At 55.4% G+C, this 16480-nt stretch carries 15 protein-coding genes; 4 read left to right on the top strand and 11 right to left on the bottom strand.

What is annotated here, in order from left to right:
* Nucleotides 1–268 precede the first annotated feature (268 nt).
* Complete coding sequence (locus M0R70_16285; GenBank protein ID MCK9420917.1) at nucleotides 269–601, top strand: metalloregulator ArsR/SmtB family transcription factor; 333 nt, start codon at nucleotides 269–271, stop codon at nucleotides 599–601.
* 332 nt (nucleotides 602–933) lie between these two features.
* Here M0R70_16285 and M0R70_16280 read toward each other — a convergent pair whose 3' ends face one another.
* The 10 genes from M0R70_16280 to M0R70_16235 form a co-directional block, all read right to left on the bottom strand.
* The gene (locus tag M0R70_16280) at nucleotides 934–1140 is read right to left on the bottom strand and encodes a cold-shock protein (protein ID MCK9420916.1); all 207 of its coding nucleotides are present in this window, start codon (nucleotides 1138–1140) and stop codon (nucleotides 934–936) included.
* 184 nt (nucleotides 1141–1324) lie between these two features.
* On the bottom strand, nucleotides 1325–2260 hold the full coding sequence (locus M0R70_16275; protein ID MCK9420915.1) for a peptidoglycan DD-metalloendopeptidase family protein: 936 nt from the start codon (nucleotides 2258–2260) through the stop codon (nucleotides 1325–1327).
* Between the two features lie 142 nt (nucleotides 2261–2402).
* Nucleotides 2403–3086, bottom strand: a complete 684-nt coding sequence (locus M0R70_16270; GenBank protein MCK9420914.1) for an endonuclease III domain-containing protein — start codon at nucleotides 3084–3086, stop codon at nucleotides 2403–2405.
* Between the two features lie 60 nt (nucleotides 3087–3146).
* Nucleotides 3147–3491, bottom strand: coding sequence for a divalent-cation tolerance protein CutA (locus tag M0R70_16265; GenBank protein MCK9420913.1), 345 nt, complete (start codon nucleotides 3489–3491; stop codon nucleotides 3147–3149).
* Entirely contained in the window at nucleotides 3488–5518 is a 2031-nt protein-coding gene (gene lptD / locus M0R70_16260; GenBank protein ID MCK9420912.1) for an LPS assembly protein LptD, read from the bottom strand. Before lptD ends, M0R70_16265 begins: the two co-directional genes overlap by 4 nt.
* Before the next feature lie 69 nt (nucleotides 5519–5587).
* A complete protein-coding gene (locus tag M0R70_16255; GenBank protein MCK9420911.1) occupies nucleotides 5588–6916 on the bottom strand; it encodes a bifunctional folylpolyglutamate synthase/dihydrofolate synthase in 1329 nt (442 codons plus the stop codon).
* A 72-nt stretch (nucleotides 6917–6988) separates the two neighbouring features.
* On the bottom strand, nucleotides 6989–7852 hold the full coding sequence (locus tag M0R70_16250; protein ID MCK9420910.1) for a zf-HC2 domain-containing protein: 864 nt from the start codon (nucleotides 7850–7852) through the stop codon (nucleotides 6989–6991).
* Between the two features lie 222 nt (nucleotides 7853–8074).
* Nucleotides 8075–8881: a glutamate racemase gene (gene murI, locus M0R70_16245; GenBank protein MCK9420909.1), complete on the bottom strand. Its 807-nt coding sequence runs from the start codon at nucleotides 8879–8881 to the stop codon at nucleotides 8075–8077.
* 196 nt (nucleotides 8882–9077) lie between these two features.
* Nucleotides 9078–9674: a GerMN domain-containing protein gene (locus M0R70_16240; GenBank protein MCK9420908.1), complete on the bottom strand. Its 597-nt coding sequence runs from the start codon at nucleotides 9672–9674 to the stop codon at nucleotides 9078–9080.
* On the bottom strand, nucleotides 9658–10677 hold the full coding sequence (locus M0R70_16235) for an N-acetylmuramoyl-L-alanine amidase (protein MCK9420907.1): 1020 nt from the start codon (nucleotides 10675–10677) through the stop codon (nucleotides 9658–9660). Before M0R70_16235 ends, M0R70_16240 begins: the two co-directional genes overlap by 17 nt.
* Before the next feature lie 122 nt (nucleotides 10678–10799).
* Between M0R70_16235 and M0R70_16230 the strand changes: the two genes are divergently transcribed.
* The 3 genes from M0R70_16230 to M0R70_16220 all read left to right on the top strand — a co-directional run bounded on the left by M0R70_16230 (nucleotide 10800) and on the right by M0R70_16220 (nucleotide 13854).
* Nucleotides 10800–12725, top strand: a complete 1926-nt coding sequence (locus M0R70_16230; GenBank protein ID MCK9420906.1) for a DEAD/DEAH box helicase — start codon at nucleotides 10800–10802, stop codon at nucleotides 12723–12725.
* A gap of 81 nt (nucleotides 12726–12806) precedes the next feature.
* Nucleotides 12807–13055: a VF530 family protein gene (locus tag M0R70_16225; protein MCK9420905.1), complete on the top strand. Its 249-nt coding sequence runs from the start codon at nucleotides 12807–12809 to the stop codon at nucleotides 13053–13055.
* 79 nt (nucleotides 13056–13134) lie between these two features.
* The gene (locus M0R70_16220) at nucleotides 13135–13854 is read left to right on the top strand and encodes an FAD-dependent oxidoreductase (protein MCK9420904.1); all 720 of its coding nucleotides are present in this window, start codon (nucleotides 13135–13137) and stop codon (nucleotides 13852–13854) included.
* Nucleotides 13855–14233: 379 nt separating this feature from the next.
* Here M0R70_16220 and M0R70_16215 read toward each other — a convergent pair.
* The coding region (locus M0R70_16215) for a PAS domain S-box protein (GenBank protein MCK9420903.1) at nucleotides 14234–16480 on the bottom strand (2247 nt) is incomplete at its 5' end.

The raw sequence follows: 16480 nt of genomic DNA, 5'->3' as shown, positions 1-16480 counted from the left end.
GTGCACTCTCCCTTAAAGCTGTCTGAACACTACTTTTAGCTGATTTTCTGGGGGGAGGCAAGCTTTTTCGATGTAACTGATTGAGATGTACAAGAAATTAGAAAATTAAAAGCAGAGATTTTGACATTACAAACAAAACCATGAAGGGGAATAGTATGGAATAGCTGATGCAAGTAATGATCATTGTCGTATAATGTATAGACATAACAACGCTTCTATGGTATCATCATGTCTATTAACATCTGTTAATGAAGTTTAACAACTGGCTATGAAAACACTTTTGACCGATAAATCATTATACGAAATGCAGGCCGAGATCTGCAAGACCCTGACCAACCCCAAAAGGATCGAGATCCTGAACACCCTTGGGACCGGGGAAAAGACGGTCACCGAACTCGTGGTTGCCATCGGTGCTTCAAAAGCGAATGTCTCGCAGCATCTCGCGGTAATGCGGCATAAAGGAATCCTGACCTCACGTCGGGTAGGAGTCAATATATACTACCGTGTGTCGAACCCTAAGGTCATTGAGGCATGCACCTTGATGAAAGAGGTGTTGTTTGAACAACACTCGGCCAGGAAAAAGGCAGTAACAGGGGAATAATGTCTTGGCATCCTCGTCATAACCTCCTTATCGTCTCTCATTTCAACTTGGTCAATCAGCGACTCAAGTCCCTGGTGAAGAAAACGTAGCAATCGAAGCAATGTTCGACATGAACAAGATTCTGTGAAGTGCAAATGCTCACCCTCTCCCTCTTTCATCCCTCTTCGTCTCCATGGACTTATTATCGACAATACCAGCAATGCGGATGAGAGCACTCTTCGCGTAAATTCATACATTGGATGCAAAAAACCCCGAAGATGGGGACCTTCGGGGTTTCACTCAGTGTATGGAATTGTCCGCGCGTACGCAGTGTATAACACGTATAATAGTTGTTAGGACGCTTTCAGAACATTTGAGGCCTGAGGGCCTTTATCCCCCAGAATAATTTCGAACTCGACAGGCTGCCCCTCGGACAGCGTCTTGTAACCCTCTCCCTGGATCGCCGAGTAATGCACGAACACATCGCGTCCGCCTCCATCCGGTTCGATAAAGCCATACCCTTTCGATTCATTGAACCACTTCACTTTCCCTGTTGACATATTGATTGCACCCTCCTTGTTTGTTTCCGTTGTTGAAAACCTTGGCATTATTATACAAACAATGAGACACGGTTTACGTACAAAGGGAAAGAGCTTTAACCGACCCCCCACGCTCTTTCCCCCGGCCAACCAAGGATCTGTGTAGATGAAAAACAATGGGCATGAATGTTCGCGACACAACCTCTTAATTCATGTATCTCATCGGGTTCACCGGCAGTCCGTTCAATCGCACTTCGTAATGAAGGTGCGGACCCGTACTCGAACCTGAATCGCCCAGGTAGGCGATCACGTCGCCGCGCTTAACCCGCTGACCTGCTTTGACGTTCAGCCGCGAATTGTGGGCAAAAATCGTTTTAATGCCGTATCCATGGCTGATCTCAGCCATGTTGCCGTACCCGGTGCTGAAACCCGCCTTGATCACCACGCCATCTGCCGGCGCCATGACCGGCGTCCCGGTCTGGGCCGCGATATCGATGCCTTCATGGAACTTCAGGATTCCGCTGAACGGCGAGGTCCGGTTCCCGAAGGGTGAGGTAACCCATCCACGGACCGGCCATACCGAAGGTGTTGAAGCATACAGGGACCGTTTGTCCTCAAAATACTCAATCAGCAACTGAAGACTAGCCTCTTGCCGTGATGCGGCGCCCTTCAGCTGGCTCAACTCCTGGTGCATCTCTTTCAGTGCTTCTGCCTGTTTTTTCTCACCCAGGGTGGCAAGGTTCTGAAGGCCGAGTTCGTCAGGTCCGCCAATGCCGAGCACTTGCTGAGCCTTGTCCCGGGGACCGAGGCTCACGACACGCCGCAGTCTGGTATCAAGGTCACGAAGCAGGAACATCTGGCGTTTATAATCCAGCAGGTTTAGTGCAAAACTCTGTACCTGCGCCTTCTGCTGCATCAGTTCTTCGCGCACTGATTGCAATTCCCAGACCTTGTCTTTTACATCGTTATATTCGTATACCAGATAAAGGGAAAGGACAAGCACCGCCACAAAAGAAAGGAAAACTGACTTGAGAGCGGACTTGGAAATACTCAGTGTTCGAACCCGTGAATTCGGACCGGGCAGGAACATAATGGTAAAATACTCTTTTTTCAGCATCTTTCTTGAATTTCTTACCCTCATCAACCCTCCGGGAACCGGCATAAATACCTAGTAAATCTTACACAAGTAGAGCGTAATTGTCAAGCATTTATTCGTTTATTTGCTCAGTAATACTAGTAGAATAACAATAGGTTACGCGTTATTTCCCCATGTCGACCACGCATCACGTATTCGAGACTTGCACACGCCTGCGACACCGCGAGCGAATCGGGCAAGCGTTGCAGAGGGGCCTCACTTTTTTGCAATGCTCTTTTCCGATTCGGACGATCAGGGCATGATATTCGTTATAAAACCGGGTGTCGCGAGACAGGTTTTCCATGAAAAAATCCTGTATCGCGCGGTAATCGGCATTACCCGAAATCAATCCCTGCCTGCTGAATATCCGCTTGGTATAAGCGTCAACCACAAAGAACGGCTTTTCTCCCGCATACAGCAGGATCGAATCGGCTGTTTCCGGACCAATGCCGTTCACTTCGAGCAACTGTTGACGCAACCATGCGGGATCAGCTGCGAACATTGTTGAAAGACTTCCGGAGTACTGGGAGTGGATAAACAAGAGCAGGTGCCGGAGACGCTTCGTTTTGATGTTGAAATAACCGCTTGGCCGTATGAGTAAAGCCAGTTTTTCCGGTGCTATATTGATCATGCGTGAGAACGTCAGTACCCGTTCATGCTTGAGGTTGGCAATGGCCTTTTCTACATTCGCCCATGCAGTGTTCTGAGTCAACACCGCGCCCACCAGCACCTCAAAGGGGGTATCGCCGGGCCACCAGTGCTGGGGTCCATAAGCCTCGAGGAGCAACCGATAGATAGACTTTAATCGTTTCCCGATCTCTTTATCAGACATCCTAAGCCTGAACCAGGAAAAACCAGGTCAAAATCCTTGACACGGATAAAAGCGGTGGAATCATTGCTTCGTAGCATCCTTCACCCAGTCCAGGTATTCTCGCGAACCCGCGACAATGGGGAGCGCGATCACCTCCGGAACGGTATAGGAGTGAAGCGATTTCACCCGCGCAACAAGCTGCTCCATGAGCGGCAGCCTGCTCTTGCAAATGAGCAGGGTCTCCCGCTCATCCCGCGTCTTGCCTTCCCAGAAGAACAGGGAGCGCACCTCCGGCACGATATTCACGCAGGCGGCAAGATGCCCATCCACCAGCGCGGTCCCGATCTTGGCGGCCTCATCCGTGGTCGATGTCGTAATCAGGACAATGATCTCGTCTCCCACGCCATCACCCTCCCGGTCCCTCATTTCAATCCCCTGCTGCCAAGGCCTTTCAAGTCTACCATCGCGGTATAGCGGTATTCACCCGGCATGGCAGTATATGTCATGCTTAATCCCCAGCATTGTGACGCGTAGTGCAAAAGGTATTCCTCCTGCATGGTCTTCTTGTTCTGGATATCGCGCGCCACCTGCGCGTGCAGGTTCCACTTGCTGAACTTCAGCCCTCCCCCGCTGATCAGGTATTCCGCCCCTCCCTGTATAAAAGAGTGCGTGAGGTTCAGCGACACCACACCCTTGGCAAAACCCACGCTTTCGGAATGAGAAGATACGACATGGTCATAGGCATTGTAACTACCGGTCGCCGACATGCTGAACATTTTTGGCGTCCTCAGGTAAAGTTCTCCGAGCACCTCTGAGCCCGGATGGGCAACACTCTCCGGCTCCCGCGCTATGTTAAAGTCATAGGACCGGGAGAGCCTGAAAACCATCACGTCAAAGGTCGTATAATTCGGGGTATCCTTCGTTTCTTTGTAGTGTGCGGTGACCCGATTGATCAGTGCGATACTCACACGGTTTTGCTCAGGCGCGGAGTCCACAGAATCGAACTGAGGTATGTTTCCCTGCTCCACATGGGGTACATAGTTATAGGATATCGTCGGTTCCAGTGAATGCCTCACTTTTCCGATCCCGGCATCGCCATCAATTCCATACACCCGGGAAATGCGGGCATTTACATCAGTCCCCGCATAAAAATATTTTCGCTCAGTCGGTTCGACCGTGGTGGCGCTTCGATCATAAAACGTGGCCCGCACGCCGGCGTTCGGCGTAATGCTCAGGCCTTTGCTGCCGAACGTGGCGATCAACCGCGGGTTGAAGTCCACGCGCCGCGCGCCGTCCTCTTCCTGCCTCGTAAAATTCGCCGCGGACCCCTCAAAGCTCAGGTGAAGGGGGCCGGCAAGCGTTTCATCGTAGATCGTATAGCGCAGTTCGGGCAGTTTCTGCACCGTCTTTTCGTTGGTCCGGGTGAGATCGATCGAATACTGTCCCATCAGATAGAGCGAAGCGGTGTTCCAGCGCTCCACATAGAAAGCGTTCGAATCGAGATACGGTTTAGACCTGTTCTCAAGCTTCTTGTCGAGGTCGTAAAAGTAGTGCTCATCGCTCACCAGGTTTATATCCACACGGCCGGAGAGGTCTTCGGCAAATTCTTCCTGGTGCTGGAACTGAAAATTCCATCGCGATTCGCCGGTATGGTACTGGTCGAAGAACTTGTAATACGCCTGGCCCATGGACTCCCGGGAATTCATATAGCGGTATTCAACAGCGGTCCCATGCCCGACCCGCGCCCGGTAATCAGAATAGATGGTCATGTCTTTGTAATCCGAGATGGCCCAGAAGAACGCGTTGTCCGTGAAAACACCGTCGCGGCTGCTGTATCCGACATCCGCCGGCAGCAGGAAGCCGGTCTGCCTGCGCACGGGAAAGAGAAAGTAGGGCGTATAAAGCACCGGCACGCCAGCCACATTGAATGACAAACTTCTGCCGGTAGCATACCGTTCCATGTCGATGTTCAGCACGTCCGCCTTCAGGAACCATTCTTCCTCGTCGCAGGTGGTGATCGTTCCCTGCTCAACATGGTAAACGGTCTCAGAGCGCCGCTCGATCACGTTTCCCTTCACATGGAGATTTTCCTTCTTGATAAAGATATCGCCGTTCGAGATAAGGCCGCCCCGGGTATTGATATTGATCTGCATTTTCTCGGCATGCATGACATCGCCCTTGTCCTGCAGGAAAACCTTTCCCTCGGCCACGGCCTCGCCGGTCTTGTTGTCCAGCACGACCTTGTCCGCCTCCAGCCGCAGTCCCTCCTGCTCAATCTTCACATGCCCGACCGCAATATACCGGTCATTGGTCCTGTCATAATCAAGCGTGTCCGCCGTCACGGTAACAGGGATTTTATTCGGAAGCACCTCGCTCCAGGCGTGTCGGGACGGTCCCGTCAGCATCGCGATGAATAGGACCACAACAGCTATGAACACGATGCGACCCATCATCCCCGGATACTCTTCAGTTCTTCATCCCGCATTCCACACTCCACACTCCGCATTCCGCATTGTTGCACCTCATCCCTTCAGCCCCGTAAGCGCCCCGGACAGGTCCGCTTCCGGGTGGAACACCGCCCGCGCATCGCCTACCACATAGAGTGAACCGGTGATAAGCACAAGATCATCCGAAGATGCTTTATCCCCGGCCAATGCGATGGCCTCACCGACCGTTTCCGCGGTCTCAACGGAGCCATGCAGCTTCCGTATTGCCGATGCAAGCGCCCGGACCTCCATTGCCCGTGAATACTGTGGCTTCGTCACTACCACGTGATCGGCAAGAGGAGCCAGCGCGGCTATGATCCCCTGCCAATCCTTGTCTTGAAGAATGCCGATGATGAGGACGGTCCGCCGGTACGCGTGTTTCATTTCCCGGACCGTCGCCGCGAGCTTCCGGGCCGACGCCGGGTTGTGCGCCCCATCAAGGTAGATATCGGGCTTGCGCGCCACAAGCTCCAAACGCCCTTCCCAGCGGGCCTGCTCAAGACCGCGTCGCACAGCGGCCTCGTCCACGATGATCCCGGTGTTGCGCAGACACTCGATTGTCGCCAGGGCAAGACAGGCATTGTCCACCTGATACCCGCCGAGCATGTTGATCCGTATCTTTTCGTAAGAGGTCTCGATCCCCCGATAATCAAAAACCTGCGCCAACGGTGATGCGACCGGGACCTGCATAAAATCTTTAGACAACCGGTAGACCCCGGCCGTGCGGGCCGCGGCTTCCTGCTCGATGACCGTGATGACCTCCTGCTGCATCGCTCCCGTCACCACCGGGACCCCCTGCTTGATGACGCCCGCCTTTTCTCCGGCGATCTGCGTGAGCATGGTCCCCAGGAACTCAGTATGTTCAAGCTCAATGTTGGTGATCACCGAAACGAGCGGGGTGATCACGTTCGTGGAATCCAGCCTGCCGCCCATCCCGACCTCGATCACGGCAATGTCCACGCCTTCTTCCGCGAAGTAGGTGAACGCCAGAGCGGTCGCAACCTCGAAAAACGTGGGATTGAGCGAGGCCTTCCGTGAGGCGTCCCGTACGCGGCCCGCAAGCTCCACGACCTTTGCCTCGGTGATCAGGACATTGTTGATCCTGATCCGCTCAGCAAAACTGACCAGGTGCGGAGAAGTATAGAGCCCGACGCGATATCCCCCAGCCTGCAGCATGCTTGCAATAAACGAAGACGTCGACCCTTTCCCATTCGTGCCCGCGACATGCACGGACCGGAACTTCCGGTGCGGGTCTCCCATGAGCGACATCAGCGCAAAGCTGTTGGACAGCGCAAGCTTGATCCCGTGCTTCTGGAGCGCATAGAGATAGTCAATGGTTTCCCGGTATGCTCTGTCAAGGGACATCGTCGTATGAGATCCGTTTCTCCGTCAGCGATCAGGTCCGCTGCGCCTCGGGGATGCCGGTTTCCCGCCACCCTACCGCGCGGCTGAGGCTGCGGGAGCGGTCACCAGCGGAGAAGGGGCCGCGGTCGAGGCAGATGTGTGCGTTTGAGTGCTCTGTACCGCATGCGGCCCCGTTATTGGTTTTTCAATGGTTTTGGGAACCGCTTTCAGCGTCAACACGAACGGGACCTGTTGGTCGGCGGGGAATGATTTAAAGCGCTTGCGATCATAGCGCACCTTTGCCACTTCACCGATCCGGTCGAAGAACGTAAGAAGTTCCAGCGCGGTCAGCGTGCCGGACAGCCGCCGTTCAGTGTCGCTGAACTTCAACTTCCGAAGCTCCCCATGCCCGCTCATAACCTCATTAATCCGCTGCATTGAGATGGTCTCATTACTCGGCGTAATACTCACCGCGAGCGGTTCCACGGCCGCAGTGGAGACAGGTTGCGTCACAGGCCTTTGCACGCTGGCCACCGGCTTCGTCACCACCAATGCCTCTCTTATCGGCTCTGCCGCTGGAATTGAGGTGGTGGTTGCCGGCGCGGTCTTCACGATGTTCTCAATTTCAATATCCAGCTGACGCGGCTGCATGGCATAATAAGTGACTCCCGCCGCAACAAGGACGATCCCCGCGAGCCATAACGGCCGATACAGGAGCTTCTTGAATTTTGTAAGCGCGGAAACGCCTTCCTTCACCCGGTGCGCGACACCCTCGGGCGAGTCGATGTATTTCAGGAGCTGACGGGTTTCCTCCATGCTCTTGAGCGCTTCGAACTCGGATCTGCAAACCACACAGGCTTGCAGATGCCGGTCGATCCTGACCCGCGTGGTCCGAAACACATGTCCGCGCAGATAAGCAGGGAGCGCTTTTCTTGTCCGTTCACATTCTTTATTCATCGCGTTCACCTTATCGGACTTCCATCCGTTTCCCCCTGTACGGCATCATGGCCGGGCTGCCGCGGTGCAGCATATTGTTTCTCCGCAAAACGTGGCATGGTTGCATAGCTGTTTGAACCCTTTTCTCGTTCGAAGGTTGCATTCGTCTTAAAGACGTTCACCGATACGGACATCACAGCCGTTTCATGCTATCGATTGATCTGGTTGCGGTCGAAAGCTGCGCTACACTCCTCCCACCTTCACCTGCTCCGCGTGAAGCAGCGAATCGCCGAGAAACCGTTTGCCGATCATCTCGAAGCGCACCGGCGTGTCGGTCACATAAAATTTCCGGATCCCCTCGCCTTTTCCGCTCCCCCGCCATTTAAGTTTCTCAAGCACATCGGCCACTTCCTTGGCCGTTTCGGTCGCCGAGTCGATCAGCGTTATCCCGGGACCGACAGCCTTGCTGATCACCGCTTTGAGCAGCGGATAATGCGTGCAGCCCAACACCAGCATGTCAATGCCTGTTTTTCGGAACGGAGCAAGATATTTTTCAGCAACCAGCTCCGCCACGTCGTTGTCCGTCCATCCCTCTTCAGCCAGCGGCACGAAGAGCGGACAGGCAAGACTCGTTACCTTGACATCGGGCGCGAGCCGCTTGATGGCCTTCTCATAGGCGCCGCTGTTGATCGTGGCCTCGGTGCCGATGACGCCCACCTTGCGGGTCTTCGTGGCCGCGACCGCGGCACGGGCTCCGGGTTCGAGCACACCGATGACGGGAAGCGGAAACTCCTTCTTCACCGCATCGAGACTGACCGCCGTCGCCGTGTTGCAGGCAACGACAAGCATCTTAATCTCCTGGGACAGAAGAAAGTTCGTGTTCTCGAAGCTGTAGCGCGTCACCGTCTCAGCCGAGCGGATGCCGTAGGGGACCCGGGCCGTATCGCCGAGGTAAATGATGTTCTCGTCCGGAAGCTTTGCCACGATCTCCTTGAGAACCGTGAGACCGCCGATACCGGAATCGAATATGCCGATCGCTTTTTGCATGATGAATTCGTTGTCTCGCAAAGACGCAACACGCGCAACGTTTAAGGATCTAACCCGGACAAGCCGGAACTAAAAGGGCGTCTCTCGCAGAGCACGCAAAGGACGCAGAGTTTAATCAAAATCTTTCAGTCTTGGTTTTACCCGGAATATTTTAAGCTTTTCTCTGCGAACTCTGCGCCTCTGCGAGAGATAATGCCGTTTACTGTTTCACCAAATCCATCCGTTTCGCGAACGTCCTCGACAGATCAATATGCCCCGCCAGGGTCTGCGCTTCCGTGCCGTCGAGCAGCAGCCTGACCTGTTTGATCTCCTCGAAATTCTGCAGAAGCGTGTTCACCAGCGCGTAGATCGCCAGCTGTTCCTCCCACGCCGACGCGCGCACGTCCTTTCGCGCGCCCGGCGTGAGGTCGACATAGGCCGTGCCGGAACCGTCAAGATACAGCTCCCGCAGTCTGATGTCCCGCAGCACCGGCTCCAGCGCGACCCGCTGGTCAGCGAACAGGGCTTCAAGCGCCGCCCGCGCCAGCGACTGTGTATCGGGCTGACGCTTCACCACCGTTGATTCCGTCGCAAGCATCCCCTCATGGGGGTAATAGAGCGTGATCGAAAGCGGCTCATCGCGCAGCAACTGCTGCGCGAGCTGCCGGTCCTGCTCCGCCGGGATCGGGGCCGTATTGGAAGAGCCCATCCACAGCCAGAGCAACCCTCCCCCTGACGCGACAAGGACGGCGATGATGACCGCCACGCCGAATAGCAGCCGGCTGCTCTGCATGCCCCGGTCAGTTCTCTCTGACATACCGTTCGATCCCTTTCACGATCGCCGCGGCCGCCTGCGCCCGGTCCGTATCCATGCCTGTCTCGATCATGACCGCTGCCGCGTCCACGGCCTTGAGCAGCGCCAGCGGTGCCTGCACAGGCTCGGCGCTGTCCTGTCCAACAAGCTGCCGCGCAAGCTCCCGGCCGAGGACCCCGCTTTCCCGCGCATGTGCCGCCTGCTGTCTGCCCCAGAGCAACTCCTTCTGTTCGCTCCCGGCCTCGTAGCCGAGGAAATCACCGCTCACGGGCCGGACCGTCTGCGGTTCCGGCTCATCAAGCAGGTCCTGGATAAAGACCCGCGAACCAGTACCCGTCGAGGAGTGGATGCTCACAAAAAGCAGCGCACCGGCGGCGTTCGAAGCCGCGGCCCGTTCGTCAAGGGTGAGCGCCTGGTCCTTTTCCCGGGTCAGGACCACCTTCAGGTGCGGATCCTTCTGCAGCGAATTCCTGATCGCAAGAGCGAGGTCCAGCGCGAGCGTTTTCTCCACTCCCTGCGACGCAACACTGCCCGTGTCTTTGCCTCCATGACCGGGATCAAGCACGATCACCGTCTGCTTTTTCGTCGGCAACGCAGGGACCGGGACCGGTGCCGCCGCTCCCTTCGCGATGTCGATCACGATCCGGTCGGGCCCGCGAAGCACGAAGTCCTTGACCGCTCCGGCCGTTCCATCAAGGCGGACGCCAACCACGGTCCTCCCCGCCTCTACCCGCAGCTCCAGGCCGAGCACCACGCTGTCACGGACCATCGGCAGCGGTGTTTTGAGCAGGAACGGGCCGTCATAGGAACTCAGCGTTACACTGCGCCCATCGGTCGAGCGTATCAGAACATAGGGCGCCGCGGCCTCTATTTCAAAAACGAGCCGGGTGAACGTAGCATAGGAAGCGTGCCTCACGCTGTTGACGGTCAGTCCATTTCCAACGGCGCCTGCGTTGACCGGCAGTGAAAGAGAACAGAGAACCATGAGTGCAAAAAGTGTGCGCATACCGCTTGCAATACTAACATAACAAATGGATTTGCGCAAGAAAAAGGCGGGTAAACCGGGATCGTACAACTTGAATTTGCATTCTTCCGGTCTCCGTGTTACTCTGTTTTTCGATGAATGCCTTGAAGATCTTCGGGGAAACGGGAATGATCGCGCGGGCCATGCAAAAGGCCTTCGAGCACCGTCCCCAGCAAAGTGAAATGGCCGTTGCCGTGGAGCAGGCGCTCGAGAATAAAACGCATCTGATCGTCGAAGCCGGCACGGGCGTGGGCAAGAGCCTGGCCTACCTGGTGCCCCTGGTCCTCCGGGCGCGCGGGGAGAACCAGCGTGCCGTGGTGGCGACGTATACCAAAGCGCTCCAGCAGCAGCTCGTGGACAAGGACCTGCCGTTCCTGAGGTCCGTGCTCGGTGATTTCCGCTACGCGCTCTGCGTGGGCGGCGAGAATTACCTCTGCCTTCGCAGATTTGACCACCTCCGCATCGGCAACCTGTATGAGCAGAACGAGATCGAGCCCCTGAACCGTCTCTTTGCCTGGTCCACCATGACGCGCACCGGGCTCCGGAGCGAGCTCGACATCGAGCCTCCACCGGGACTCTGGGGCAAGGCATGCAGGCAGGCGGACCTCTGCTTCGGCAAGGACTGTTCGTTCTATAAAGAGTGCTACTATCTGAAGGCAAAGGCGATCGAGCAGCAGGCGCATATCCTCGTAGCGAACCATCACCTCTACTTTGCCGACCTGGCAACGGGCGGCAATGTGCTGCCCCTGCACAAGGTCGTTGTCTTCGACGAAGCGCACCAGATCGAGGACGTGGCGACGGACTATCTCGGGGTCGAGGTCACGAACTTCTCGATCCGCTACCTCCTGGACACGCTCCTGAGCCAGCGCACGCGCAGGGGCCTGCTCACGCGCCTCACCATACAGGACCCGGATACGCACGTCGCGCACGGCATGGTTGACGGCCTCCGCGTCATATCGGACAACTTCTTTTTGAACCTCCAGCCTCTGCTCATCAAAGAACCCGCGCTCAGGATCAGGCGGAAGAACATCGTGCCCGATATCCTGAGCGAACCGCTCATGGAGCTCCGGGACGCGCTTCTCGAACTCAAGGCCGGGACCCAGGAGGAGGAACTCGAGATCAAGGCCCTGGCCAACCGGGCGCAGTCCTTTGCAACCGCGGTACGGGTAAACCTCCAGCAGAGCGCCGATGGCTTCGTGTACTGGGCCGAGCGCGAGAACACACGGTATCGGCTCGTTGCCTCTCCCATCGACGTTGCTGAAACACTGCGGGAAAACCTTTTTGGAAAAACGGACACGGTCGTGCTCACCTCGGCCACGCTCTCCGCCGCGGGCGCCTTCACCTATATCAAGAACCGGCTCGGTCTGGATGCGCCGATGGAATTGCTTCTCGACTCGCCCTTTGACTTCGAGAACCAGGCACTGCTTTACATCGCCTCCGGCCTTGAAGATCAGCAAGCGAGAGGATATCAGGAAAAATTCGACGCCGAACTCCGCGCCGTTCTCTCCGTGACGCGGGGAAGAACGCTCGTGCTGTTTACCAGCTACGGCCAGCTCAGGAAGAGCGCGGAGACGCTTCGGCGGGAACTGCCCGAGCTCGGGTTCCTGTGCCAGGGAGAGATGCCGCCCTACCGGCTGATCGAGCAGTTCAAAACCATGCCGACCGCGGTGCTCATGGGCACGGCCTCCTTCTGGCAGGGCATCGACATCCCCGGCGACGCGCTTCAGTGCGTCGTGATCGCGAAGCTGCCGTTCGCCGTGCCCGACGAACCCATTATTGAAGCACGCCTGGAGCGGCTTAAAAATCCCTTCTTCGAATATCAGGTCCCGCAGGCGGCGCTGCTCTTCCGCCAGGGCTTCGGCAGGCTCATCCGCACCAAGACCGATCGTGGGGCCGTGGCCGTGCTTGACTCGCGCATCATGACCAAAGGCTACGGCAAGTGGTTCCTGAGATCGGTCCCGAAGTGCCGGATCACCGATGATCGGGAGGAGTTCGCGAAGTTTTTTGCGGGATTAAAGAAAATAGAGTAATATAATGAAGCCTGTCTTTTGCGGCGTCGCCAAGTTCGAGCCGACAAGTCGGTTCAACTCATTATCAATAATTTGACCGTTATGAACGACCAACAACAGAAAGATCCCCTTCACGGTGTCACGCTGGAAATGATGCTGAACCAGCTGGTGGAACATCATGGGTGGAAAAAATTGGGGCAGATCATCAATATCAGATGCTTTAATAATGACCCGAGTATCAAGTCCAGCCTGCAGTTCCTGAGAAGGACCCCTTGGGCGAGAACAAAGGTCGAAGAGCTGTACTTGAAGTTCAGAATAAATGCTCTGAAAAAGCCGAAACGCAGTGCGTAGTGCGTTGGTCGGATAGAGCCCCTGCCTGAAGCATGCCGGGGCAGGCTGTGCGAAACCCGACGCAAAGGAGAATTGCGCCATGCCAATCTATAAAGTAAAATTAACAAGCAAACACGAAATCGCTGCCGGAACAATGGCGTTTCATTTTGAAAAGCCGGAGGGATTTGCCTACAAAGCCGGCCAATTCGCCAGCTGGACACTGATCAACCCCGCTGAAACTGACGCCGAGGGCAACGTACGAGCATTTACACTGGCGAGCGCGCCGTACGAAGATTTTCTTATGTTTGCGACCCGGATGCGCGATACCGCATTCAAGCGGGTGTTAAAAACAATGGAGCCTGGCACGGAACTCACCTTGGACGCTCCTTACGGCTTGTTCACGCTCCACAACAATGCGAGCATTCCCGCCGTATTCCTCACGGGTGGCATTGGAGTTACCCCGATCAGAAGTATCGTTCTTCAAGCCGCTCACGACAAGCTTCCCCACAAGATTTTCCTGTTTTATGCCAATAACAGGCCGGAAGATGCGGCGTTTTTGGACGAGCTGATGGAAATTCAGCAGGAAAATCCGAATTACACCTTTATCGGCACGATGGCGCAGATGGAAAAGTCAAGCCGCGCGTGGCATGGAGAGAACGGATTCATCACCCAAGCCATGCTCCTGAAATCCATTGGCGACCTGACGCTCCCCATGTACTACGTCGCCGGCCCACGGGCAATGGTGCATGCGATGAGTGAATTACTGAAGGAAGCGGGAGTCAGCGACATCAACATCCGCACGGAGGAGTTCTCGGGCTAAGAGACCATTCGGGTCACCCATGGAAAGGGCACCGTCAAGCAGAAAAGTGCGTCGGGCAAAGTACCTGCTCCAGGCATGCTGGGGCAGGCTATTCGCAACCCGGCAAGCGGCGTAAGAACTCTTCGACTACAAGAGAAGATTTCATGATCACCATACGAATTGAAAACCAGGAAGATGTTTTGCAGGTGCGTACATGCACCGAAAAAGACTTGTCTAAAGACTCTCCGAAAATCTTTCCCAAGACCTCTCACACATATGGATTTCCAAACTCATAGTAATTTCATCAACACTGTTATGAAACGTTCATGCCGACAAGACGGCACAACGGATGATATAAATGGGATTATCACATGAGACCGGTACGCGCGCTTTTCTCTGCTCATGTATCCAGAACATTCCGCACCATTCGCAGGAGTTCGGCAGGGGCAACGGGTTTTGAAATAAAATTCAGGTCTTTTTCGAGGATCCCTTTTTTGTGAATGATGTTTGCCGTATAGCCGCTCATGAACAGCGCTTTAATCGCAGGATGGGTCCTGCGTATTTCCTCGTATACCGCCTTGCCGTCTTTCTTCGGCATTATCACGTCAAGGAGAAGGAGACGGATGCTGCTTTCATTCTCCTTGAACTTGTTCAGCGCTTCCTCGCCGTCCTCTGCTTCGATGACCGTATAACCGGCCTCCTCAAGCACGTTTTTCGTGAGTTTTCTGACATCTGCATCGTCTTCCGACAGCAGGATGGACTCCACTCCGCCCATCATACTCGTGTGTGCCATTAAACTTGTTTCTTCATCAGCCTCTGCTTTTATCAGCGGCAGATATATTTTGAATGTCGTTCCTCTCCCGGATTCACTATAGACATTGATATAGCCCTTATGCTGCTTTATCATCCCATATACCATTGAGAGACCGAGGCCCGTGCCTTTCCCCACCTCTTTGGTCGTGAAAAAAGGTTCAAAGATCTTTTTCCGGGTCTCTTCATCCATGCCGATACCCGTATCGGTCACGGAAATGACAGCGTATACACCAGGTTCTCCATAGGCGTGGGTCTTTTGATATTCCTTATCCAGTTGCAGAATTTCGGTCTCAATGGTCAGCAGACCCCCGTCAGGCATGGCATCCCGCGCGTTGGCCGCGAGGTTCATCAAAACCTGCTCCATCTGACCGGCATCCACCATTACGATTAAATCGTTATCGCTCAGTTCAGTCTTGAGGTCAATGTCCTCGCCGATTATTCTCGCCAGGAGTCCTTCAACTCTTGTTATTATACTGTTTACATTGACGGGCTTCGGGTTCAGTATCTGCTTTCTGCTGAAGGAAAGGAGGCTCTTCGTCAGATTAGCGGCCCTCTCCGATGAGGCAAGGATCTGTTCGGCATTGAGTCTCAACGGGTCGTCATCCCGCATCTTCATCCGCAGAATACTTCCATACCCGATTATCGCCGTCAGGATATTATTGAAATCATGGGCGATGCCTCCCGCAAGCTGGCCCACCGCCTCCATCTTTTGCGCATGGCGGAGTTGTTCTTCGAGCTTTTTCTGGTCGGTAACGTCGGCCAGGAGCGCCATAATACCGCTGACGTTTCCCTTCGAGTCATAGAGCGGCGCCGCCGAGATCCTGACCTCGATGGGCGAGCCGTCCTTCCTTTGCCGGCGCACCTCCAACTCGGAGAGCAGTTCGCCCTGAAGCACCCGCTCGCACAATCCCTGGAACTCAGCCTGTTTGTCGTCAGGAACGATGGGCAGGGAACGCCCAATCGCTTCGTACGCGCTCCAACCGAAAATGCGCTCGGCTGCCTTACTCCACGCCGTCACGTTCGCGGACGGATCGAGGGCAATAATGGCGAGGGGTGAGGACTGGATGATCGCCTGGAGGGATTCGCCGGTCTCCCGCAGCGCCTCTTCCATCCGTTTGCGTTCTGTAATATCGTGGAGGACCATGACCGTGCCGAGGTAGTCCGCGTTCCGTTTGATCGGCGAAATCGTGATCTCGAATTGTCTGTCCCGGTGGACGGTCTCTCCGGCAAAGAACGCCAGCTTTCCCTCCTTGATCGCCTGGATTTTATCGTCAAACTGTTCTATGTTGCACCGGTAACAGTGCAGGAGCTGATCGCCCAGAAATTCCACGCTCGTTATCCCGAATATGTTCTCGGCCGCGGGATTGAGCAGCGCCACGTTGTCGAGCGCATCCGCGAAGACGACCCCCTCTTTCATGCCCCGGATGAGCGCTTCGAGGCGGGACTTCTCCGCGTGGACAGATCTCTGCGACTCCTTCGCGAGCAGATAGGCGAGGGAAAAGGCAAACAGTCCGATCACGAGGCTCAAGACGATGATGCGGTCCTTTAATGCTTCAACCGGGGCGAATGCCTCTTCCGTGCCGATCTCGGCGAGCAGCGTCCAGCCCAGTGCGGGGATGCACATGGAAGCGCCGAGCACCTCCTTGCCGAGATTGTTTTTATACAGAGCGGTCATCTCCCGGCCGGCGGCGCATTCGAGCACCGGGACCGTTTCAACCTTTTGCTGCATGAGTTCACCACCGTCTCGTGAGGGCGTAATGAGAAGCTTGTTTCTGTTTACGAGATAAATGTCGAGCGTTTTTCTCCTGCCGGGCAAACTCGTAAGCGCGCCCTT

Source organism: Nitrospirota bacterium (assembly GCA_023229435.1).
Classification (GTDB): domain Bacteria; phylum Nitrospirota; class UBA9217; order UBA9217; family UBA9217; genus JALNZF01.
The sequence above is the reverse complement of the archived record's forward strand: the minus strand, read 5'-3'. Positions and strand labels throughout refer to the sequence as shown.

Bases quoted from the DNA above. Each gene is read 5' to 3' on its own strand.
- M0R70_16285 (MCK9420917.1), top strand. From the start codon at position 269: ATGAAAACACTTTTGACCGATAAATCATTATACGAAATGCAGGCCGAG.
- M0R70_16280 (MCK9420916.1), bottom strand. From the start codon at position 1,140: ATGTCAACAGGGAAAGTGAAGTGGTTCAATGAATCGAAAGGGTATGGC.
- M0R70_16275 (MCK9420915.1), bottom strand. From the start codon at position 2,260: ATGAGGGTAAGAAATTCAAGAAAGATGCTGAAAAAAGAGTATTTTACC.
- M0R70_16270 (MCK9420914.1), bottom strand. From the start codon at position 3,086: ATGTCTGATAAAGAGATCGGGAAACGATTAAAGTCTATCTATCGGTTG.
- M0R70_16265 (MCK9420913.1), bottom strand. From the start codon at position 3,491: ATGAGGGACCGGGAGGGTGATGGCGTGGGAGACGAGATCATTGTCCTG.
- lptD (MCK9420912.1), bottom strand. From the start codon at position 5,518: ATGATGGGTCGCATCGTGTTCATAGCTGTTGTGGTCCTATTCATCGCG.
- M0R70_16255 (MCK9420911.1), bottom strand. From the start codon at position 6,916: ATGTCCCTTGACAGAGCATACCGGGAAACCATTGACTATCTCTATGCG.
- M0R70_16250 (MCK9420910.1), bottom strand. From the start codon at position 7,852: ATGAATAAAGAATGTGAACGGACAAGAAAAGCGCTCCCTGCTTATCTG.
- M0R70_16240 (MCK9420908.1), bottom strand. From the start codon at position 9,674: ATGTCAGAGAGAACTGACCGGGGCATGCAGAGCAGCCGGCTGCTATTC.
- M0R70_16235 (MCK9420907.1), bottom strand. From the start codon at position 10,677: ATGCGCACACTTTTTGCACTCATGGTTCTCTGTTCTCTTTCACTGCCG.
- M0R70_16225 (MCK9420905.1), top strand. From the start codon at position 12,807: ATGAACGACCAACAACAGAAAGATCCCCTTCACGGTGTCACGCTGGAA.
- M0R70_16220 (MCK9420904.1), top strand. From the start codon at position 13,135: ATGCCAATCTATAAAGTAAAATTAACAAGCAAACACGAAATCGCTGCC.